Below are 20,119 nucleotides of genomic sequence, written 5' to 3'. Positions count from 1 at the left end.
GCGTTCAGCGGCCGTCGGTCCACACGACCCCCGTGGCCCGCATACCCTTGCTAGGTGGCCAAGACGAAAAAGGCGAAGACCGACAAATCCTCCACGGGATCGAAGAAGGGGCGCGACGAGCGGGAGGACCAGCAGGGGGACGGGCAGGAAGACGAGCAGGGCCTGGACTTCGCACGGGCCTGGGTCGAGTTCCCCGACCCGGCCGACGACGAGCAGATCTTCCGCTGCGACCTGACCTGGCTGACGTCCCGCTGGCACTGCGTCTTCGGCAGTGGCTGCCAGGGCATCCAGGCGGGCCGCGCGGACGACGGCTGCTGCACGCTCGGCGCGCACTTCTCGGACGAGGAGGACGAGCAGCGGGTGGCGGGCCACGTGGCGAGGCTCACCCCCGACATCTGGCAGCACCACGCGGTCGGCGCCGCGAGCGGCTGGACCCAGGAGGACGAGGACGGCGACCGCCAGACCCGCCGCTACAACGGCTCCTGCATCTTCCAGAACCGCCCCGGCTTCGCGGGCGGCGCGGGCTGCTCACTGCACATTCTGGCGTTGCGGGAGGGCCGGGAGCCGCTGGAGACCAAGCCGGACGTCTGCTGGCAGCTGCCGGTGCGGCGCACCTACGAGTGGATCGACCGGCCCGACGACACTCGGGTGCTCCAGGTGTCGATCGGCGAGTACGACCGGCGGGGGTGGGGGCCGGGCGGGCACGACCTGCACTGGTGGTGCACCTCGGCGACGTCCGCGCACGGCGCGGGCGACCCGGTGTACGTCTCGTACCGGCCGGAGCTGACGGAGCTGATGGGCAAGGCGGCGTACGACCGGCTGGTCGAGCTGTGCGAGGCCCGCCTGGCGTCGCGGCTCCCGCTCCTGGCCCCGCATCCGGCGGATCCGCCGCGCTGACTTGAATTCAGCCCGTCCGGCGATTGAGGACGAGTCTCCAGGCGACTGGGGTCTGAGGGCTTGCCCGCCCCCGCCCGCCCGCCGAAGGTTCAGTCCGACGGGTCCGAGGGCGGCTCATCGCCCGGTGCGGAGTCGGTCGGCGACGGGTCGGGGTCCGGGTCGGGGTCCGGCTCCGGGTCGGGGTCAGGCTCGGACGGGGTCGGCGTCGGCGTCGGAGTGGGTGTCGGCGTCGGGTCGGGGTCGGACGGCGGCGGATCCGACGGCGTCGGGTCGGGATCAGACGGCGCCGGGGTCACCGGAGCGGGCGACGGGTCCGGGTCCGGGTCCGTGGGCGACGGACCGGACGGACGACCGTGACCGTCGATCACGATCACCGAGCCCCCCGGCCCCACCAGAACCCGCGCCCGCCACCGCCCGTCAGGCTGCCGCCCCTCGTCGACGTACACCTGGACCGTGACGGAATCCCCCGGCCGCAGCGACCCGGCCGACCGGCTCAGCCGAAGCCAGGACGCGCTGGTCCGCGCCGACCAGGAGACCGGCGAGCCGCCCGACGCCGTGAGGGTGATCACCGTCGTCGCGCCGTGCGGCCGCGCGTCGACGGTGAGTCGTCCAGGCCCCGTCCCGGCGGCCCGCGACGGCGGCGCGTCCGGGCTGACCACCTCGACCGAGACGTCCGGCGAGCGGCCCCCCGTCGGGCGGCCCGAGCCGGGCTCGGCGCGGGCGCTACCGGCGTTCTCGTACGCGTCCCGCCGCCGCTCGCCGCTGATCCCGTCGGGCCGGTCCCCCTCATGCGCGGAGATCCCGCCTGTCTCGTGTCCCTCTCCGGTGAGCGGCGCCCCCCGGTACGCCGCCCACACGGCGAGAACCGGCGCCGCCACCACCGTCGCCACGACGGTGGTCGTCACGGCACGCGCGCGTAGCCGGTCGCGCCGGGCGGCGTGGTCTTTGGGGTCCATCGGAAATCCGCGCCGATCGAAGCGCGGCGCCGCGCCACGCGCGCGTGCGCGTCCACGCGGCGCGCGCGCCATCGCGGCGCGGACGGCGTCCCGCGGCGCCGCGAGCACCGGGAGTTCCCTCGGCGTGACCGCGGTACCGGGCCAGGCCGCGGCCTCCGCGCGCTCGGCGGTGCGGCGGCAGCGCGGGCAGTCGTCCACATGCCGTACGAGTTCGAGGCGCAGGGCCGTGCCGAGCAGCACCTGATGGTCGCCCGTGAACCGGGCGGCGAACGGACAGGCGCCGGTCTCGACGACCGCGAGCGCGGCGCGGGTCCGCTCCACCTCGCAGGCCGCTGTGGCCAGCAGCTCCCGCGCGGCCGGGGGTTCGAGGCCGAGTACGGCGGCGACCTCGCCGGGCGCGAGCTGGTGGCGTACCGCCAACTCCAGGGCCTCACGCTGCTCGGGCGTGGTACCGGCGGCCTCCGGCCAGGCCAGCAGGGCCAGTTCACCCCTGCGGCGCTCGACATCTTCCGGGGCGGATTCCGGGGCGGATTCCGGATCGGATTCCGGGACCGACCGCGGGTCGGGCTGCGGGGCGGCGGCCGCCGCCCCCGGCCCATGCGCCCCTCGCGCCCCTCGTGCGCCCTGAGCCCCGTGCGCCCCCTGCCGTCGGCTCCTCGCGGCGGCCAGCTCCCGCAGACACACCCACCGGGCCAGCGCGTAGAACCAGGCCCTGCGCTCGCCTTCGCTCTCCGGGGCACGCGACAGACGCCGCTCGGCGAGCGCCAGGACCTCGCCGAGCGCCCCGGTCGCCGCGTCGTGATCACAGAGCACGGACAGGCAATAGGTGAACAGGCCGTCCAGATAGGGCTCGTAGTGGGCAGGGGGCGCCTGCGGGGCGGCATGGGGCGCACGACTGTGCGCCCGGTGTGCGCCGGTGGCGGGTGCGGGGTGCTCCGGGCTGCTGGTCGTCACCCGTGCGACCGTATGCGGCTGGTAAGGGACGGGTCCGGCCCCTTCAAAACGTTTAATCCTTACGGGTGAACAGATCCCTCAAAAGGGGACAGGAATCGTTCCTTCCGCGACTGGCGGCCCGGCGGAGTCCGCCAGGGGCCGTGCTGTCAGTGCGGCCGGTTACGGTTTCCGCATGGCTGCCCGTACGAAATCCGGCAACGCCGGGAAGCAACGACCGTCCTTCCGCTGCACCGAGTGCGGCTGGCAGACGGCCAAATGGCTCGGCCGCTGCCCCGAGTGCCAGGCGTGGGGCACGGTCGAGGAGTACGGCGCGCCCGCCGTCCGCACCACCGCGCCCGGCCGGGTCAGCAGCTCCGCGCTGCCCATCGGGCAGGTCGACGGCCGCCAGGCCACCGCGCGCTCCACCGGCGTCGACGAACTCGACCGCGTGCTGGGCGGCGGTCTGGTCCCCGGCGCCGTCGTGCTGCTCGCGGGCGAGCCGGGCGTCGGCAAGTCCACGCTTCTGCTGGACGTCGCGGCCAAGGCGGCCAGCGACGAGCACCGCACGCTCTATGTCACGGGCGAGGAGTCCGCGAGCCAGGTCAGACTGCGCGCCGACCGCATCGGCGCCATCGACGACCACCTCTATCTGGCCGCCGAGACCGACCTGGCCGCGGTGCTCGGGCATCTGGACCAGGTCAAGCCGTCCCTGCTCGTCCTGGACTCCGTCCAGACCGTGGCGTCCCCCGAGATCGACGGCGCGCCCGGCGGGATGGCACAGGTCCGCGAGGTCGCGGGCGCGCTGATCCGCGCCTCCAAGGAGCGCGGCATGTCCACGCTCCTGGTCGGCCATGTCACCAAGGACGGCGCGATCGCGGGCCCGCGGCTGCTGGAGCACCTGGTGGACGTCGTGCTGCAGTTCGAGGGCGACCGGCACGCCCGGCTGCGGCTGGTCCGCGGCGTCAAGAACCGCTACGGAACCACCGACGAGGTCGGCTGCTTCGAGCTGCACGACGAGGGCATCACCGGCCTCGCCGACCCCTCCGGGCTCTTCCTCACCCGCCGCGCCGAGCCCGTTCCCGGCACCTGTCTCACGGTCACCCTGGAGGGCCGCCGCCCCCTGGTCGCCGAGGTGCAGGCGCTCACGGTGGACTCGCAGATCCCCTCGCCCCGGCGTACGACCTCGGGCCTCGAGACCTCACGGGTCTCGATGATGCTGGCCGTCCTGGAGCAGCGCGGCCGGATCAGCGCGCTCGGCAAGCGCGACATCTACAGCGCCACGGTCGGCGGGGTGAAGCTCTCCGAGCCCGCCGCCGACCTCGCGGTCGCCCTCGCGCTGGCCTCCGCGGCCAGTGACACCCCGCTGCCCAAGAATCTCGTCGCGATCGGCGAAGTCGGTCTCGCGGGCGAGGTGAGACGGGTCACCGGGGTCCAGCGGCGGCTCGCCGAGGCGCACCGGCTCGGCTTCACCCACGCCCTCGTTCCCAGCGATCCGGGGAGGATCCCCACAGGGATGAAAGTGATCGAAGTAGCAGATATGGGAGAGGCGCTGCGAGCGCTGCCCAGGAGACGTCGGGCCGAGGCCCCGCGGGAGGCCGATGACCGCCGGTAGACTTTGCCCCGGTCTCGCCCATCCGTATGACGTTCCAGGGCGCCAGGGCCCGAGCCAAGTCGCGACCTGAGGAGTGCAGTGGCAGCCAACGACCGGGCGGCAGCTCCCGGCAAGCCAGGCGGGAGCTCCGGCGGCAAACCGGGCGCGAGCTCCGGCGGAAAGCCAGGGGCGAGCGCGAGCGGCAAACCGGGCGCGAGCTCCAGTACCGACCGGCTGATGCGTGCCTCGCTGAGCGCGGTCGCGCCCGGTACGGGCCTGCGGGACGGCCTGGAGCGCATCCTGCGCGGGAACACCGGCGGGCTCATCGTCCTGGGCTGGGACAAGACCGTCGAGTCGATGTGCACCGGCGGCTTCGTCCTGGACGTCGAGTTCACCGCGACCCGGCTGCGCGAGCTCTGCAAGCTGGACGGCGGCATCATCGTCGACAAGGACATCACCAAGATCCTGCGGGCCGGGGTCCAGCTGGTCCCCGACCCGACGATCCCCACCGAGGAGACCGGCACCCGGCACCGCACCGCGGACCGGGTGAGCAAGCAGGTGGGCTTCCCGGTCGTCTCGGTGTCCCAGTCCATGCGGCTGATCGCGCTCTACGTCGACGGCCAGCGCCGGGTGCTGGAGGACTCGGCCGCGATCCTCTCCCGCGCCAACCAGGCGCTGGCCACGCTGGAGCGGTACAAGCTGCGCCTCGACGAGGTGGCGGGCACGCTCTCCGCGCTGGAGATCGAGGACCTGGTCACGGTCCGGGACGTCACGGCGGTGGCGCAGCGTCTGGAGATGGTCCGCCGGATCGCCACCGAGATCGCCGAGTACGTGGTGGAACTGGGCACCGACGGGCGGCTGCTCGCGCTCCAGCTGGACGAGCTGATCGCGGGCGTCGAGCCCGAGCGCGAGCTGGTCGTACGCGACTACGTTCCGGAGCCGAGCGCGAAGCGGTCGCGTACGGTCCCCGAGGCGCTCGCCGAGCTGAACGCGCTCTCCCACACCGAGCTGCTCGAACTGCCCATCGTGGCCCGTGCGCTGGGCTACACCGGGTCGCCCGAGGCGCTGGACTCCGCGGTGTCGCCGCGTGGCTACCGGCTGCTGGCGAAGGTGCCGCGGCTGCCCGGCGCGATCATCGACCGGCTGGTCGAGCACTTCGGCGGCCTGCAGAAGCTGCTCGCGGCGAGCGTGGACGATCTCCAGACGGTGGACGGCGTCGGCGAGGCGCGCGCCCGGTCGGTGCGCGAGGGCCTGTCGCGGCTGGCGGAGTCGTCGATCCTCGAACGCTACGTCTAGGGCTCATTCTGAGCCTGTCCGGCGATTGAGGACATCTTTCAGGACTCGACCAGTTCGAAGGACGCGAAGGCCTTCGGGAAGCCCGGCGCCTTGGCTTCGGCCAGGTAGCGGCCGGGCTTCGCGGAGCCCGGCCGCGGCGTCGCGCACTCGGGCGCGCTCGCCGCGCGGTCCCACTTCACGGTGTGGGTGATCCGCTGCTCGCCCGGCACCCGCAGCAGCAGGCTGCCAGCGCCGCTCGGGCAGTCGTCCGACGCCCACAGCGGGTCGTCCGCCTCGACCGGCGTGATCGTCAGCACCACCCGCTTCGGGCCGAGATCGATCTTGCAGTCCTCGCCGGACGTGGACTCCACGATGAGTTCGAGCTCGGGCTTCTCGCCGGGCCGGTACTCCTTCTCGGCGCTGCGCAGCGTCAACTTGACGCCGCTGGCCGTGCAGTTGGCCAGCGTGGACCCCGCGGGCACCCGCTCACCCGCACTGCCGCCCGCACCGCTGCCCGAGCTCCCGCCCGCGCTCGCGCCGCCGCTGCCCTTGGCGTCGTCCCCGCCGGAACCCGAGCCGTCGCCGCCCGAGCCGCCGTCGGAGCCCGAACCGTCGCCGTCGCCGTCGCCGTCGTCACCGCCGCTGCCGTTGCCGCCCTCACCTGGCGCATCGCTCGACTCGTCCCGGCCGCCGGGGCGTTCGTCGATCGGGGTTCCGGAACCCGAGGGCCCAGGGGTGATCGACGGGGTGGGGCCGCCACCCTTGTCGTTGGCGCCGCTCGCGCCCGTACGGCCCTCCCCGCCAAGCGAACTGACGAGCCATACGACCAGCAGCAGCAACACCACGGCCGCGGACAGCAGAACGGCCCTCCGTCGCCAGTAGATGGAGGAGGGAAGCGGCCCGATCGGATTGCGCAGAGATCCCACGGCCCAAACTCTACGAGAGATCCGGCCCGACGCCCGCCCCACCCGCCGCCGCACACCACAAAGTTCCCGCAGATCATCATCCCGGTTAACGACCGCGCCACGCTGTCGTTAACCATGTACGCATGGACCCCAACACGCCCGTGGACACCTCAGGCCTCTATCGCGACGTCCTCAACTTCGCGCATGACACCCCCGAGTGGGTGCAGCACCTCGTCGAGATCTGGACCGAGGCCGGTCTGCTGATCCTCGTCGCGCTGTTCGTCGTGGCCTGGTGGCGGGCCCGGCGCGGGGATCCGCGCGCGCTGGCCCTCGCGGTGCTGGCCCCGCTGGCCACCGCGGTCGCGTATGTGTGCAGTGAGGCGCTGAAGTCTTGGTTCGACGAGGAGCGCCCCTGCCGGGCGGTGTCGGACGCCGCGAGCGCGCTGGTGCGGTGCCCGCCGCCCGGAGACTGGTCCTTCCCGAGCAACCACGCCACCATCGCGTGCGCCGCCGCGACGGCGCTGGCGCTCGCCTGGCGCGGCATCGGCTGGCTGACGCTGCCGATCGGGGTCCTGGTCGCCTTCTCGCGGGTGTTCCTCGGTGTCCACTACCCGCATGACGTGGCGGCCGGTCTGGTGCTCGGCGTGCTGGTGGTCTACCTGGTGGTGCGGCTGAGTACGCGGCCCATGACACGGGTGACGGAGGCGATGCGGGGGTCCGGCAGCGCCGCGGTGCGGTGGTTCGCGGGACCCGGTGCGGCGGCGGCGACGCCCGCGCCCGTACCCGCGCCCAGGGCGGACGCGGCGCACCAGCCGCACCAGCCGCACCAGCCGCACCAGCCGCACCAGGCTCAGCAGACCCTCCAGATCCGCCAGATCCGCCAGATCCGCCAGCAGCCGCACGCCCCGTACGCGCAGCCCGACCCGCGCACCGCCCCACCCCAGCACGCGCCCCGGCGCTGATCCCCGCGCCCGCCGCGCGCCCACGCCCCGCACTCACCCCGACGCACCCCGACGCACCGCGCCGCCCGACAGGGCCCAGGCCCTTGGGCCCCGCGCGGGCGGCCCCGTGGGAGGATCGCCCTGCCATGACTGCGACCGCACGCACCCCCGGACCCCAGCCCCAACCCCACGCCACCGCCACGGCCACGGCCACCGCCGACGTCATAGGCGAGGCGCCCACCGCGCTGCACACGCCCGTCATCGCGTGGTTCGCGCAGCACGCCCGCGACCTGCCCTGGCGCCGCCCCGACGCGGGCCCCTGGGCCGTGCTGGTCAGCGAGTTCATGCTCCAGCAGACCCCGGTCAGCCGGGTGCTCCCGGTGTACGAGGAGTGGCTGTCCCGCTGGCCGCGCCCCGCTGACCTGGCCAAGGAGCCGCCCGGCGAGGCGGTACGCGCCTGGGGCCGTCTCGGCTATCCCCGGCGGGCGCTGCGGCTGCACGGCGCGGCCCTGGCGATAACGGAACGGCACGGCGGCGACGTACCCACCCAGCACGCGCAGCTGCTCGCGCTGCCCGGAATCGGCGAGTACACCGCGGCGGCCGTGGCCTCGTTCGCGTACGCGCAGCGGCACCCGGTGCTCGACACCAATGTGCGCCGGGTCCTGGCCCGCGCCGTCAATGGCCTGCGCTACCCGCCGAACGCGACCACCGCGGCCGAGCGGAAGCTGGCCAGGGCGCTGCTGCCGGACGACGACGCCACCGCCGCGCGCTGGGCGGCCGCCTCGATGGAACTGGGCGCGCTCGTCTGCACGGCGCGGGGCGAGGACTGCGCGCGCTGCCCGATCGCCTCGCGGTGCGCCTGGCGGCTGGCCGGGAAACCGGAGCACGAGGGGCCGCCGCGCCGCGGGCAGACCTACGCGGGCACCGACCGGCAGGTACGCGGCAAACTGCTCGCCGTACTGCGCGAGGCGTCCACGCCCGTACCGGGGTCGGTACTCGACCGGGTGTGGGACGAGCCGGTGCAGCGGGCCCGCGCGCTGGACGGCCTGGTCGCCGACGGCCTGGTGGAGCCGCTGCCCGGCGGAACCTACCGACTGCCCCTGACCTAGCCCCTACATCACCCATAAAGGGCGCGACCGCATAAATGATTCGTAGGTTTTAGGCACCGCCTACCTTTGTTACACAACCGAGGGATAGCCGTGCCCCTGCCGAAGGCCTCGTCACAAAGGGCCGTTACACCTCATCCGTAGCTTCGTGGATGAGCCGGAGAACGATCCGGTTCCACGGCGCAAACGGAGGCGGTTGAGCATGGCGCACGGAGAGGTGCTCGAGTTCGAGGAGTACGTACGCACCCGGCAGGACGCCCTCCTGCGAAGTGCCCGCCGCCTCGTCCCCGATCCCGTGGACGCGCAGGACCTGCTCCAGACGGCGCTGGTACGGACGTACCACCGCTGGGACGGCATAGCCGACAAGCGCCTGGCGGACGCCTACCTCCGCCGTGTCATGATCAACACGCGTACGGAGTGGTGGCGGGCCCGCCGCATCGAGGAGGTGCCCACCGAGCAGCTCCCGGACGCGAGCGTCGACGACTCCGCCGAGCAGCACGCGGACCGTGCCCTCCTGATGGACGTCCTGAAGGTACTGGCGCCCAAGCAGCGCAGCGTGGTGGTGCTGCGACACTGGGAGCAGATGTCCACCGAGGAGACGGCCGCCGCACTGGGCATGTCGGCCGGTACGGTCAAGAGCACCCTGCACCGGGCGCTGGCCAGGCTCCGGCAGGAGCTGGAGAGCCGGGCCGCCGACGAGGCGGTCGGGCGGGTGCTGGAACGTGAGGAGCGGGAGCGTTGCGCGGCCTGAGAGGCGGCGACCCTGATCAACGTCGGGGTCGACAACGGGGGCGCCGAACGGGGCGACAACCGGGTCAACGGCGAGACCGGCGGCGGGCACGGCGGGCGGCGGGCACGGCGGTGGGCGGTCTCACCGTCGCCGCCCTGTTCACCGGATCGCTGGTCGCCTGCGGCACGGGAGGCACCGGCGCGCGCGACGAGGGCCCGGCGCACAGCACCGACCCGGCGGCCCAGGCCTCGCCGCTGCCCTCGCGCTCGGAGACGGTGCGGCGGGTGGACCCGGTCCGGCTGGTGATGGACGACCCGAAGGTCAGCGCGGACGTCAAGCGCGATCTGCAGCCCTGCGACGGGGACCGGAAGGAGTACCCGGTCGACGTGTCCTACGGCAATCTGACCGGAGGATCGGTGTCCGATGTCGTCGTGAACGTGCTGACCTGCGCCGACTCAGCAGGGATCGGCACCTATGTGTACCGCGAGGAGGGCAGGCGGTACACGAACGTGTTCATGTCCGAGCGGGCCCCGGTCTACTCCGAGATCGACCACGGCGAGCTGGTGGTCGTCACGCAGGTGTACCAGGACACCGACGTGGCGCTCGTTCCCTCCGCCGAGGAAGTGGTGACGTACCGGTGGCAGTCCGACCGGTTCGTCAAGCGCGACGTGATGTACAACGAGTACAGCGGTGCGGTCGGCGGGGAAGACCCGGCACCCGAGCGGAACTGACGAGAACGTACTACGTACTGCTGAACGCGCTACTGACGAGAACCCGCGAGAGCTGAGAGAACAGAGAGCAGCGGATGGCTGAGCAGACCCATGTCCTGTTCGTCGAGGACGACGACGTCATCCGCGAGGCCACGCAGCTCGCCCTGGAGCGCGACGGCTTCGTGGTGACCGCCATGCCCGACGGCCTCTCGGGCCTGGAGGCGTTCCGCAGCGACCAGCCGGACATCGCGCTGCTCGACGTGATGGTGCCGGGCCTGGACGGGGTCAGTCTGTGCCGCCGTATCCGGGACGAGTCCACCGTGCCGGTGATCATGCTCTCGGCGCGGGCCGACTCCATCGACGTGGTACTCGGCCTGGAGGCGGGCGCCGACGACTATGTGACCAAGCCGTTCGACGGCGCGGTCCTGGTCGCCCGTATCCGGGCGGTGCTGCGCCGCTTCGGGCACGCCGGAGGGCCCGGCGGCACGCAGGCGGCGGCCGAGGACGAACGGCGGGCGGCGACCGCGTCGGTGCTGAACTTCGGCGGCCTGGAGATCGACACCGAGGGCATGGAGGTGCGCCGTGACGGCGCTCCGGTGGCGCTGACGCCCACCGAGATGCGGCTGCTGCTTGAATTCTCGCACGCGCCCGGCACGGTGCTCTCGCGCGACAAGCTCCTGGAGCGGGTCTGGGACTACGGCTGGGGCGGGGACACCCGCGTCGTGGACGTCCATGTGCAGCGACTGCGCGCGAAGATCGGCCAGGACCGGATCGAAACGGTCCGCGGCTTCGGCTACAAGCTCAGGGGATGAAGCTGCTCAGGCTGCTCGGCAGGTTTCCCAGGGGGCTGCGCACGGGGCTGCGCTGGAAGATCAGTGTGGCGATCGCGGCGGTGGGCGCGCTGGTGGCGCTGGCGCTCAGCCTGGTCGTACACAACGCCGCGCGGGTCTCGATGCTGGACAACGCGCGCGATGTGCAGGACGAGCGCGTCCGGTACGCGCAGCGGATCTACGAGTCCACCGGGCGCACCCAGTTCGGCGCCAAGCTCGACGACCCGAAGCTGCCCGCCGAGCTGAAGGCGAAGGCGGCGGCGGGCCGGCGCGCCTCGTACGTACAGGAGCACGACGACGGGCCGCCCGACATCTGGGCCGCGACCCCGGTCAGCGGCGGCCGGGTCCTGTCGCTGCACACGCGGTTCACCGACCGCAGCGTCACCATGATCAGCGATCTCGACCAGGCGCTGTGGATCGGCTCCATCGCGGCCGTGTTCGGGGGCTGCGCGCTGGGGGTGCTGATCGGCGGGCAGGTGTCACGGCGGCTGCGCAAGGCCGCGACCGCGGCGCACGAGGTCGCGCAGGGCAACACCGACGTACGGGTGCGCGAGGCCATCGACGGGGTCGTGCGGGACGAGACCGACGACCTCGCCTACGCCGTGGACGCGATGGCGGACGCGCTGAAGCAGCGGTACGAGGCGGAGCGCCGGGTGACCGCGGACATCGCGCACGAGCTGCGCACCCCGGTCACCGGGCTGCTCACGGCGGCCGAGCTGCTGCCGCCCGGACGGCCGAGCGAGCTGGTCAAGGACCGGGCGCAGGCGATGCGCACCCTGGTCGAGGACGTTCTGGAAGTGGCGCGCCTGGACGGGGCGACCGAGCGGGCGGAGCTCCAGGAGATCGACCTGGGCGAGTTCGTCTCGCGGCGGATCGCGGCGCTGAACCCGGATGTCGCCGTGCAGGTGGTGCACGACTGGCGGGTGAGCACCGACCCGCGCCGCCTGGAGCGGATTCTCGGCAACCTGCTGGCCAACGCGGCGAAGCACGGCAAGCCGCCGGTCGAGGTCAGCGTCGAGGGCCGGGTGATCCGGGTACGGGACCACGGCACGGGCTTCCCGCCGGATCTGCTCGCCGACGGGCCGAGCCGCTTCAGGACCGGCAGCAGCGACCGCGCGGGGCACGGCCACGGCCTCGGCCTGACGATCGCGGCGGGCCAGGCGCGGGTGCTCGGCGCGCGGCTGACGTTCCGCAACGTCGGCCCGGACGGTGACGACGGCCCCGCGGAGGGGGCGGTCGCCGTGCTCTGGCTGCCGGAGCACGCGCCGACGAGCACGGGCAGCTTCCCGATCGTGCACCTGCCGGAGGACTGACCTCCGGCTTCGGGCCTCGGCCTCGGGGCGCGGGGCGTGGGGCTTGGGGCTCGGGGCGTGGGGCTCGGGGCTCGGGGCGTGGGGCTCGGGGCTCGGGGCGCGGTCGCTTAGAGCGACACGCCCTTGGAGCGGAGGAAGGTGACCGGGTTGATCGCCGAGCCGTAGTTCGGGGTGGTGCGGATCTCGAAGTGCAGGTGCGGGCCACTGGAGTTGCCGGTGTTGCCGGAGAGCGCGATCCGCTGCCCCGCCTTCACCTTCTGGCCGACCTTGACATTGATCTTCGACAGGTGGGCGTACTGCGAGTAGCGGCCGGTGGCGTGCTTGATCACCACGGCGTTGCCGTACGCGGGCCCGTCACCGGCGCCGTTCCCCCCGGCCTTGACGACGGTACCGGCGCCCACGGACTCGACTCGGGTGCCGACCGGCACCGCGAAGTCCTGGCCGGAGTGCTTGCTGGCCCACATGCTGCCGCCCTTGCCGTAGGTCGCGGTCAGCGTGTACGAGTCGACCGGGTCCGACCAGGCGGAGGCCTTCTTGGCCGCGGCCTTCTTGGCCGCGGCCTTCTTGGCCTTGGCCTTCGCCTGCTTGGCCTTCTTCTCCGCGGCGGCCTTCTTGGCGGCGGCCTTCTGCTGGGCCTCGGCCTGCTTCTTGATCGAGGCGGCGGCACCGGCCAGCGCCTCGCTCGCGCTCTTCTCGGCGGCCGCCGCGACCCCGGTCCCCAGCAGCGCCGACGTCCCCAGGCCGACGGCCACGACGGCGGCCCGCGTACGGAGCAGGGATGCGGCGGTGCGGTGGGACTTGGTGCGCTTCGACATCGCGGGGTGACCTCCGGGGCCGGACAAGAAGGGACCCGGCCGCGGGCACCCTTGCGGGAACCCCGAGACCGGGATGGCCATCCCTTGGTAACGCGCACCCCCATCACGGCCCAAACACCCCGTCTACTACCCAATCTCGTACACGGCCTCAGACACCGGTACGGCTCACCATGATCCATGCCTATCACTTAAAACCACCCAATTCGGTCACCCGAATGAGGTTTAATCCCACTTCGGGACCCTGCCGCAGGCCCGGCCGTCCGCCCCGGACCGCCCCCGGCCCCGCGCGGGACCAAGGTCCCTCCCGTTGCCCGCCGAAGGGCCCGGCTCCCCCGCCCATCCGCACCACTATTCCGCATAGTAACGGACAAATCGCCTGTGCGGCATGTCACCGGACGGCAAGATCCACCACCCGCCGAGTGTGACGCGGACTACGCTGACACCCGCCAACGGGGAGTCGGAGAGCGGGAGGGCACGGCATGGACGCCGCGATCACGGGTGCGGGCGTACGGATCGCGTCGAGCGTGGTGGTACCGCTGGTCAAGAGGCTCTTCGTAGACGAGGGGCCGGGCGCGGGCCTGGTCGACAAGCCGATCCGCGTCTCCCGGCTCGTCTCCTTCCGCGGCGAGAAACGCACCCTCGTCGAGGCCGACCTGCGCCGCCTCTCCGCCGAGCTGGTCAAGCAGGCCGTACGCGGCGGCGAGCGCCCCATACCGCCCGACGAGGAACAGGAGGTCGCCGACGCCCTGGCCCGCACCCTGCACGCCATCGGCGACCTGGACCTCAGCGACGTGGAGGCCGTGCGGCTCGGGCACGAGGCGTTCGCGGCCCGGCTGCGCCGCGCGAGCGGCGACGCCGCCCGGCACCTCTCGGCCGACGGGACCCGCCTCTACACCCGCCTGCTCGACACCGCGTCCCTGCACATCCTGCACTTCTTCACCCAGCGCTCGACCTTCGTGCCGCGCACCCTGGTCCAGCAGAGCCGCGGCCAGGCCGAGCTGATCGCCAAGGTCGACGAGCTGGTCGCCCGCACCCCCAGGCCGGACGGACGCGACACGGAGTTCGAGCGGCGCTACCTCGCCCACATCGCGAAGAAACACAGCAAGCTCACGATCTACGGGCTCGACCTGGCCAACTCTCCGGGGCGGTGGCCGCTGGACTCGGCGTACCTGAGCCTGGAGGCGACGGCGCCGGAGCTGACCAGGCGCGAGCTGGCCCGCCAGCTCCGCAGCTCCGCCGAGCGGTATCAGCAGTACCCCCAGTTCCTGGCGGCCAGGCTGAGCGACCGCACGTCCGAAGAGGACCGCGCCGACCCCCATCCCGATCCCGAGCTCGCGTTCGCGGCCCCCGAAGCCCGCCCCGCCGACCAGGCCCTGGCCAGCCACGAGCGCGTACTGCTGCGCGGCGAGGCCGGTTCCGGCAAGACCACCCTCGTCCAGTGGCTGGCCGTGAGCGCGACCCGCCAGGACCCCGACGACCGGATGGCGTACGTACACGACCGCGTCCCGTTCGTCCTCCCCCTGCGCACCCTCACCCGGCACGGCGAACGCCTCCCCTCCCCCAGGGACTTCCTGGCCGCCGTCGGCTCCCCGCTCGCCGGAACCCAGCCAGACGGCTGGGAGGCCCGCGTACTGGCCTCCGGCCGGGGCCTGGTCCTGGTCGACGGCATCGACGAGATCCCGGAGACCGAGCGCGCCCGCACCCGCACCTGGCTCAGCGACCTGATCGAGGCCTACCCGGACAACCGCTGGCTGGTGACCTCACGCCCGTCCGCCGTACGCGAGGACTGGCTCGCCGACGAGGGGTTCGCCGAGCTGACCCTCACCGAGATGAGCCGCGACGCCGTGACGGCGTTCATCCGGCGCTGGCACCAGGCCGCGCGCACGGGCGCGGCGGACGAGGACGCCGAGCTGCCCGCGTACGAGATCCAGCTCCTCGAAGCCGTACGCACCAAAACCGATCTGGGCCGTCTGGCCACCAACCCCCTGATGTGCGGCCTGATCTGCGCCCTGCACCGGGACCGGCGCGGCTTCCTCCCGCACGGCCGCAAGGACCTCTACACGGCGGCCCTCTCGATGCTCCTCACCCGCCGCGACCGCGAACGCGACATGCGCGTACCGGAGTTGCGCGAGGAGCCCCAGATCCAGCTCCTGCAACGCCTCGCGTACTGGCTGATCCGCAACGGCCGTACGTCGATGGACCGCACGCGCGCGGAGAGCATCATCCAGGACGCCCTGCCCGCCGTCCCGGAGGTGGCCGCGCTGGGCGACGCGGCGGCGGTCTACACCCACTTCCTGCACCGCAGCGGTCTGCTGCGCGAACCCGCCCCGGAAACGGTGGACTTCGTCCATCGCACCTTCCAGGACTTCCTCGGCGCACGGGCCGCCGTGGAGGACGGCGACTTCGGCGTCCTGGTCTCACACGCGGCGGACGACCAGTGGGAGGACGTCATCCGCATGGCCGTCGCCCACGCCCGCCCGCGCGAACGCGCGGAGATCATCGGCGAGTTGCTCGCGCACGGGGACGGCGCACCGGACCAGCGGACCCAGAGCCGCACCTACCTCCTGGCGGCCGCGTGCCTGGAGCACGCCACGGACCTGGCCGCGCCCGTACGGGAAGAGGTCGAGCACCGTACGTCGACTCTCATCCCGCCGCGCGACCCCGAGGCCGCCTGCGACCTCGCGGCGGTCGGCCCGATGGTGCTGGACCTGCTGCCCGGCCCGGAGGAACTGAGCGACGAGGACGCACACCACGTGGTGATCACCGCGACAGATGTGCGAGCAGACATCGCGATCCCTTTCCTCGCGCGGTTCGCCCAGTGCTCGTCCGTCTTCGCCCGCCGACAGCTGATGTGGGCCTGGGACCGGCACGAGTGCCGCCCGTACGCGGAGCAGATCATCGTCCATCTCGACGACGGCGAGACCCACTTCACCGTCCGCAAGGACGAACAGGTCGCGGAGATCCTGCGACTTGGACTCCGCCCGAAGCAACTGGACATCCGGGCCACGGTGTCCGCCGACGCCGCGTCCGAACTGATCACGGCCTGCACCCCCACGCTGCTACGGCTCTCCCTCCCGCCCGGCCGCCTCACCCCCGAGGCACGCGGCCCCGCCCTGCGCGACCTGGAGGTGCTCCGCCTCAACGAAATCGCCGAGCCCTGGAGCCTGACCGACTTCCCCGCCGAGGCCCCGCTGCGCGACCTCGTTTTCTTCGGCGCCCGCCGGTCTCTGACTGACCTGGGCCGCATCGGCCGCTGGCTGACGCTTGACTCGGCCGCCTTCGGCCGTGGCGACGGCCCGGACTCGGCAGAAGACTGGCAGGCCTTGGCCCAGCTGCCCCACCTCACCCAGCTGTACCTGACATCCTGCAGCCTCGCCCATGCGCCGTCCGGGCTGACCCTGCCCAGCGTCACGCAGCTGATACTGACCGACGTGGTCGGCTGGGCCCTCACAGTGAACCGGACCGCGCAGCTCTTCCCGCATCTCACGGACCTGCGTGTGGCCCGGCCCGCTTTCTCGCGGAGTATCGACCTCGGCCGTCTGCTCCCGCTCCGCCACCTCACTCGCGTGCACGTCTCGGGCGGTGAGGCAGACGGCCTGGAATCCCTCCCCGACCACATCGAAGTGCGCGTGCTCCCTTGACCCGTGACAGCCGCCTCACCGGGTGATCGGACGCGGGGCGGGACGTCGGCGTACCACCGCTGCCAGGGCCCCGGCGACGACCGACACGAGCAGCAGCGCGAGGCTCGTGAAGACCACGGGGTTCACCCAGCCGGGGGCGAGCTCGGTCGCCTCGCCGTCCGACGTGACGCACTGCGCGCCGACCGGCAGCGTCCAGCGCGTCACGACGCGTTCGCCCGGTGCGCCCTTCGCCGCACACATCTGATCCGGGTCCAGGATGTAGAACCCCGACATCACCCCCCACGCGTACGCGCCGAACGCCGCCGAGGCGGCCATGACCGCCACCAGGACACAGGTGGAGACACGCGGCAGGCGTCCGGCCAGGAACAGCCGCCGTTTGCAGGCTCGTCGGACGAGTACGACGCCTATGCCCAGGACGACGCAGGGCGCCAGAAACGGCGCGAGGAGCAGGGCCAAGAGCAAGATCATAAGAGCATCCACGCCTGTCCAGACATCGCCCGGACAGGGCCGGTTCCAAGGGCCGGTTCCCACCGGCTCGCCCTGGGCAGCACGCGAAGGGGGCCGCCCTGGAACCGGAGTTCCGGGGCGGCCCCCTTCGTGCCGCTCAGACGCTCAGACCTTCAGGCGCTCACGCGCCTGAACGCTTACGCGCGCGTCACGCGTCCTTCGTCAGGTTCGGGCCCGAGCCGCCCGTGGCCTGCTCGATGGGCGGGACGTCCGGCAGCGGGGACTTCTCCTCGCCGCGGAAGGTGAACTTCTGCTCGTCGCCCTCGCCCTCGGTGTCCACGACCACGATGTGGCCGGGGCGCAGCTCGCCGAAGAGGATCTTCTCCGAGAGGACGTCCTCGACGTCGCGCTGGATCGTCCGGCGCAGTGGCCGGGCGCCGAGCACCGGGTCGTAGCCGCGCTTGGCGAGCAGCGACTTGGCGGTCGAGCTGAGCTCGATGCCCATGTCGCGGTCCTTCAGGCGCTCGTCGACCTTGTCGATCATGAGGTCGACGATCTGGATGATGTCTTCCTCGGTGAGCTGGTGGAAGACCACGGTGTCGTCGACGCGGTTGAGGAACTCGGGGCGGAAGTGCTGCTTGAGCTCTTCGTTGACCTTGTTCTTCATGCGCTCGTAGTTGGTCTTCACATCGCCCTGGGCGGCGAAGCCCAGGTTGAAGCCCTTGGAGATGTCCCGCGTGCCGAGGTTGGTCGTCATGATGATGACCGTGTTCTTGAAGTCGACCACGCGGCCCTGGGAGTCGGTCAGGCGACCGTCCTCCAGGATCTGCAGGAGCGAGTTGAAGATGTCCGCGTGGGCCTTTTCGACCTCGTCGAAGAGAACCACGGAGAACGGCTTACGGCGCACCTTCTCGGTGAGCTGGCCGCCCTCTTCGTACCCGACATAGCCGGGAGGCGAGCCGAAGAGCCGCGAGACGGTGTGCTTCTCGCTGAACTCCGACATGTCGAGGGAGATCATCGCGTCTTCGTCGCCGAAGAGGAATTCGGCGAGGGTCTTCGACAGCTCCGTCTTACCGACGCCGGACGGACCGGCGAAGATGAAGGAACCACCGGGACGCTTGGGGTCCTTCAGACCGGCGCGGGTGCGGCGGATCGCCTGGGAGAGCGCCTTGATGGCGTCCTCCTGGCCGATGACGCGCTTGTGGAGCTCGTCCTCCATGCGCAGCAGGCGGCTGGACTCCTCCTCGGTCAGCTTGAAGACCGGGATGCCGGTGGCGGTGGCGAGGACTTCGGCGATCAGCTCGCCGTCGACCTCGGCGACGACGTCCATGTCGCCCGCCTTCCACTCCTTCTCCCGCTTGGCCTTGGCGGCCAGGAGCTGCTTCTCCTTGTCGCGCAGGGACGCGGCCTTCTCGAAGTCCTGGGAGTCGATGGCCGACTCCTTGTCCCGGCGGACTCCGGCGATCTTCTCGTCGAACTCGCGGAGGTCCGGCGGCGCGGTCATCCGGCGGATGCGCATCCGGGAACCGGCCTCGTCGATCAGGTCGATCGCCTTGTCCGGGAGGAAGCGGTCGGAGATGTACCGGTCGGCCAGGGTGGCGGCCTGCACGAGGGCCTCGTCCGTGATGGAGACGCGGTGGTGGGCCTCGTAGCGGTCGCGCAGACCCTTGAGGATCTCGATGGTGTGCGGCAGCGACGGCTCGGCGACCTGGATGGGCTGGAAGCGGCGCTCAAGCGCGGCGTCCTTCTCCAGGTACTTGCGGTACTCGTCGAGCGTGGTGGCGCCGATGGTCTGGAGCTCGCCGCGGGCGAGCATCGGCTTCAGGATCGAGGCGGCGTCGATCGCGCCCTCGGCGGCGCCCGCACCCACCAGGGTGTGGAGCTCGTCGATGAACAGGATGATGTCGCCGCGGGTGCGGATCTCCTTGAGGACCTTCTTCAGGCGCTCCTCGAAGTCACCGCGGTACCGGGAACCGGCGACGAGCGCGCCGAGGTCCAGGGTGTAGAGGTGCTTGTCCTTGAGGGTCTCGGGCACCTCGCCCTTGACGATGGCCTGGGCGAGGCCCTCGACGACGGCGGTCTTGCCGACGCCGGGCTCACCGATCAGGACCGGGTTGTTCTTCGTACGGCGGGACAGCACCTGCATGACCCGCTCGATCTCCTTCTCGCGCCCGATGACCGGGTCGAGCTTGGATTCGCGAGCGGCCTGCGTGAGGTTCCGGCCGAACTGGTCCAGGACGAGCGAGGTCGAGGGCGTGCCCTCGGCCGGGCCGCCGGCGGCGGCGGTCTCCTTGCCCTGGTAACCGGAGAGCAGCTGGATGACCTGCTGCCGCACTCGGTTGAGGTCTGCGCCCAGCTTGACCAGGACCTGGGCGGCGACGCCCTCGCCCTCGCGGATCAGGCCGAGCAGAATGTGCTCCGTGCCGATGTAGTTGTGGCCCAGTTGAAGGGCCTCGCGGAGCGACAGCTCCAGGACCTTCTTGGCACGGGGGGTGAAGGGGATGTGGCCGGACGGGGCCTGCTGCCCCTGGCCGATGATCTCCTCCACCTGCTGGCGGACCGCCTCGAGCGAAATCCCGAGGCTCTCCAGGGCCTTAGCGGCGACACCCTCACCCTCATGGATCAGGCCCAGGAGGATGTGCTCGGTGCCGATGTAGTTGTGGTTGAGCATCCGGGCTTCTTCCTGAGCCAGGACGACAACCCGCCGCGCGCGGTCGGTGAACCTCTCGAACATCGTTAATCGCTCCTCAGAGCGGTCAGGCAGTAAGGGGTCGGTCCCCTCCCTGTCCTTCCGCAGCTTAGTCCCGCAAGCGGGGACCGCTCATTCCAACTGCCGACACCCGTCCATGGCCTCCTGACCCCGAACGCCGACAACTACTCCAACCCGATGGTGCGAGACGATGTTCCCGCAGGCCAGGCAGTTACCCTCTTCTCCAGTACGCCGATGGCGAACGGGAGGCCGCCAGGCCAGCGTGTCGCCCCTCCCCACTAGGAATGTCTTACCCGTAGGGACTGACACTCCATGCGGC

General features: G+C 71.9%; 15 protein-coding genes. 10 read left to right on the top strand and 5 right to left on the bottom strand.

The window, feature by feature from the left end; all coding sequences use genetic code 11:
• Nucleotides 1–54 precede the first annotated feature (54 nt).
• Nucleotides 55–897 carry a hypothetical protein gene (locus tag ACX6XY_RS17125; protein WP_460331352.1) on the top strand — a complete coding sequence of 281 codons (843 nt, stop codon included), beginning with the start codon at nt 55–57 and terminating at the stop codon, nt 895–897.
• Nucleotides 898–986: 89 nt separating this feature from the next.
• Here the strand turns inward: ACX6XY_RS17125 and ACX6XY_RS17120 are convergent, their stop codons facing one another.
• Nucleotides 987–2,807: a BACON domain-containing protein gene (locus tag ACX6XY_RS17120; protein ID WP_460331350.1), complete on the bottom strand. Its 1,821-nt coding sequence runs from the start codon at nt 2,805–2,807 to the stop codon at nt 987–989.
• Between the two features lie 172 nt (nt 2,808–2,979).
• On the opposite strand from ACX6XY_RS17120, the gene radA reads away from it, so the two are divergent.
• A complete protein-coding gene (gene radA, locus ACX6XY_RS17115; RefSeq protein WP_460331347.1) occupies nt 2,980–4,398 on the top strand; it encodes a DNA repair protein RadA in 1,419 nt (472 codons plus the stop codon).
• A gap of 216 nt (nt 4,399–4,614) precedes the next feature.
• A complete protein-coding gene (gene disA / locus ACX6XY_RS17110) occupies nt 4,615–5,673 on the top strand; it encodes a DNA integrity scanning diadenylate cyclase DisA (protein ID WP_460331390.1) in 1,059 nt (352 codons plus the stop codon).
• 38 nt (nt 5,674–5,711) lie between these two features.
• Here the strand turns inward: disA and ACX6XY_RS17105 are convergent, their stop codons facing one another.
• On the bottom strand, nt 5,712–6,578 hold the full coding sequence (locus ACX6XY_RS17105) for a hypothetical protein (protein ID WP_460331344.1): 867 nt from the start codon (nt 6,576–6,578) through the stop codon (nt 5,712–5,714).
• 122 nt (nt 6,579–6,700) lie between these two features.
• Between ACX6XY_RS17105 and ACX6XY_RS17100 the strand changes: the two genes are divergently transcribed.
• The 6 genes from ACX6XY_RS17100 to cseC all read left to right on the top strand — a co-directional run bounded on the left by ACX6XY_RS17100 (nt 6,701) and on the right by cseC (nt 12,187).
• On the top strand, nt 6,701–7,519 hold the full coding sequence (locus ACX6XY_RS17100) for a phosphatase PAP2 family protein (RefSeq protein WP_460331341.1): 819 nt from the start codon (nt 6,701–6,703) through the stop codon (nt 7,517–7,519).
• Between the two features lie 125 nt (nt 7,520–7,644).
• Nucleotides 7,645–8,607, top strand: a complete 963-nt coding sequence (locus tag ACX6XY_RS17095; protein ID WP_460331339.1) for an HhH-GPD family protein — start codon at nt 7,645–7,647, stop codon at nt 8,605–8,607.
• Between the two features lie 199 nt (nt 8,608–8,806).
• Nucleotides 8,807–9,355, top strand: a complete 549-nt coding sequence (locus ACX6XY_RS17090; protein WP_460331336.1) for a SigE family RNA polymerase sigma factor — start codon at nt 8,807–8,809, stop codon at nt 9,353–9,355.
• 110 nt (nt 9,356–9,465) lie between these two features.
• Nucleotides 9,466–10,065, top strand: a complete 600-nt coding sequence (locus ACX6XY_RS17085) for a hypothetical protein (RefSeq protein ID WP_460331333.1) — start codon at nt 9,466–9,468, stop codon at nt 10,063–10,065.
• Between the two features lie 74 nt (nt 10,066–10,139).
• Nucleotides 10,140–10,856, top strand: a complete 717-nt coding sequence (gene cseB / locus ACX6XY_RS17080; RefSeq protein WP_460331331.1) for a two-component system response regulator CseB — start codon at nt 10,140–10,142, stop codon at nt 10,854–10,856.
• Nucleotides 10,853–12,187, top strand: coding sequence for a two-component system sensor histidine kinase CseC (gene cseC / locus ACX6XY_RS17075; protein WP_460331328.1), 1,335 nt, complete (start codon nt 10,853–10,855; stop codon nt 12,185–12,187). The genes cseB and cseC overlap by 4 nt, the downstream gene beginning before the upstream one ends.
• 107 nt (nt 12,188–12,294) lie before the next feature.
• Here cseC and ACX6XY_RS17070 read toward each other — a convergent pair whose 3' ends face one another.
• Complete coding sequence (locus tag ACX6XY_RS17070; RefSeq protein ID WP_460331326.1) at nt 12,295–13,002, bottom strand: M23 family metallopeptidase; 708 nt, start codon at nt 13,000–13,002, stop codon at nt 12,295–12,297.
• A gap of 479 nt (nt 13,003–13,481) precedes the next feature.
• Between ACX6XY_RS17070 and ACX6XY_RS17065 the strand changes: the two genes are divergently transcribed.
• Nucleotides 13,482–16,643 carry an NACHT domain-containing protein gene (locus ACX6XY_RS17065; protein WP_460331324.1) on the top strand — a complete coding sequence of 1,054 codons (3,162 nt, stop codon included), beginning with the start codon at nt 13,482–13,484 and terminating at the stop codon, nt 16,641–16,643.
• A 15-nt stretch (nt 16,644–16,658) separates the two neighbouring features.
• On the opposite strand, the gene ACX6XY_RS17060 is transcribed toward ACX6XY_RS17065, so the two are convergent.
• Both ACX6XY_RS17060 and ACX6XY_RS17055 read right to left on the bottom strand, forming a co-directional pair.
• Nucleotides 16,659–17,111 carry a hypothetical protein gene (locus ACX6XY_RS17060; RefSeq protein ID WP_460331321.1) on the bottom strand — a complete coding sequence of 151 codons (453 nt, stop codon included), beginning with the start codon at nt 17,109–17,111 and terminating at the stop codon, nt 16,659–16,661.
• A gap of 187 nt (nt 17,112–17,298) precedes the next feature.
• Nucleotides 17,299–19,824 (bottom strand): ATP-dependent Clp protease ATP-binding subunit, encoded by a 2,526-nt coding sequence (locus tag ACX6XY_RS17055; RefSeq protein ID WP_460331318.1) that lies wholly within the window; start codon nt 19,822–19,824, stop codon nt 17,299–17,301.
• Between the last annotated feature and the right edge of the window lie 295 nt (nt 19,825–20,119).

It is taken from the genome of Streptomyces sp. O3 (assembly GCF_054788135.1).
The sequence above is the reverse complement of the archived record's forward strand: the minus strand, read 5'-3'. Positions and strand labels throughout refer to the sequence as shown.

What these genes read in the sequence shown, in the direction of transcription:
- radA (WP_460331347.1), top strand. Translation starts at nt 2,980, where the DNA reads ATGGCTGCCCGTACGAAATCCGGCAACGCCGGGAAGCAACGACCGTCC.
- disA (WP_460331390.1), top strand. Translation starts at nt 4,615, where the DNA reads ATGCGTGCCTCGCTGAGCGCGGTCGCGCCCGGTACGGGCCTGCGGGAC.
- ACX6XY_RS17100 (WP_460331341.1), top strand. Translation starts at nt 6,701, where the DNA reads ATGGACCCCAACACGCCCGTGGACACCTCAGGCCTCTATCGCGACGTC.
- ACX6XY_RS17095 (WP_460331339.1), top strand. Translation starts at nt 7,645, where the DNA reads ATGACTGCGACCGCACGCACCCCCGGACCCCAGCCCCAACCCCACGCC.
- ACX6XY_RS17090 (WP_460331336.1), top strand. Translation starts at nt 8,807, where the DNA reads ATGGCGCACGGAGAGGTGCTCGAGTTCGAGGAGTACGTACGCACCCGG.
- cseB (WP_460331331.1), top strand. Translation starts at nt 10,140, where the DNA reads ATGGCTGAGCAGACCCATGTCCTGTTCGTCGAGGACGACGACGTCATC.
- cseC (WP_460331328.1), top strand. Translation starts at nt 10,853, where the DNA reads ATGAAGCTGCTCAGGCTGCTCGGCAGGTTTCCCAGGGGGCTGCGCACG.
- ACX6XY_RS17070 (WP_460331326.1), bottom strand. Translation starts at nt 13,002, where the DNA reads ATGTCGAAGCGCACCAAGTCCCACCGCACCGCCGCATCCCTGCTCCGT.
- ACX6XY_RS17065 (WP_460331324.1), top strand. Translation starts at nt 13,482, where the DNA reads ATGGACGCCGCGATCACGGGTGCGGGCGTACGGATCGCGTCGAGCGTG.
- ACX6XY_RS17060 (WP_460331321.1), bottom strand. Translation starts at nt 17,111, where the DNA reads ATGATCTTGCTCTTGGCCCTGCTCCTCGCGCCGTTTCTGGCGCCCTGC.
- ACX6XY_RS17055 (WP_460331318.1), bottom strand. Translation starts at nt 19,824, where the DNA reads ATGTTCGAGAGGTTCACCGACCGCGCGCGGCGGGTTGTCGTCCTGGCT.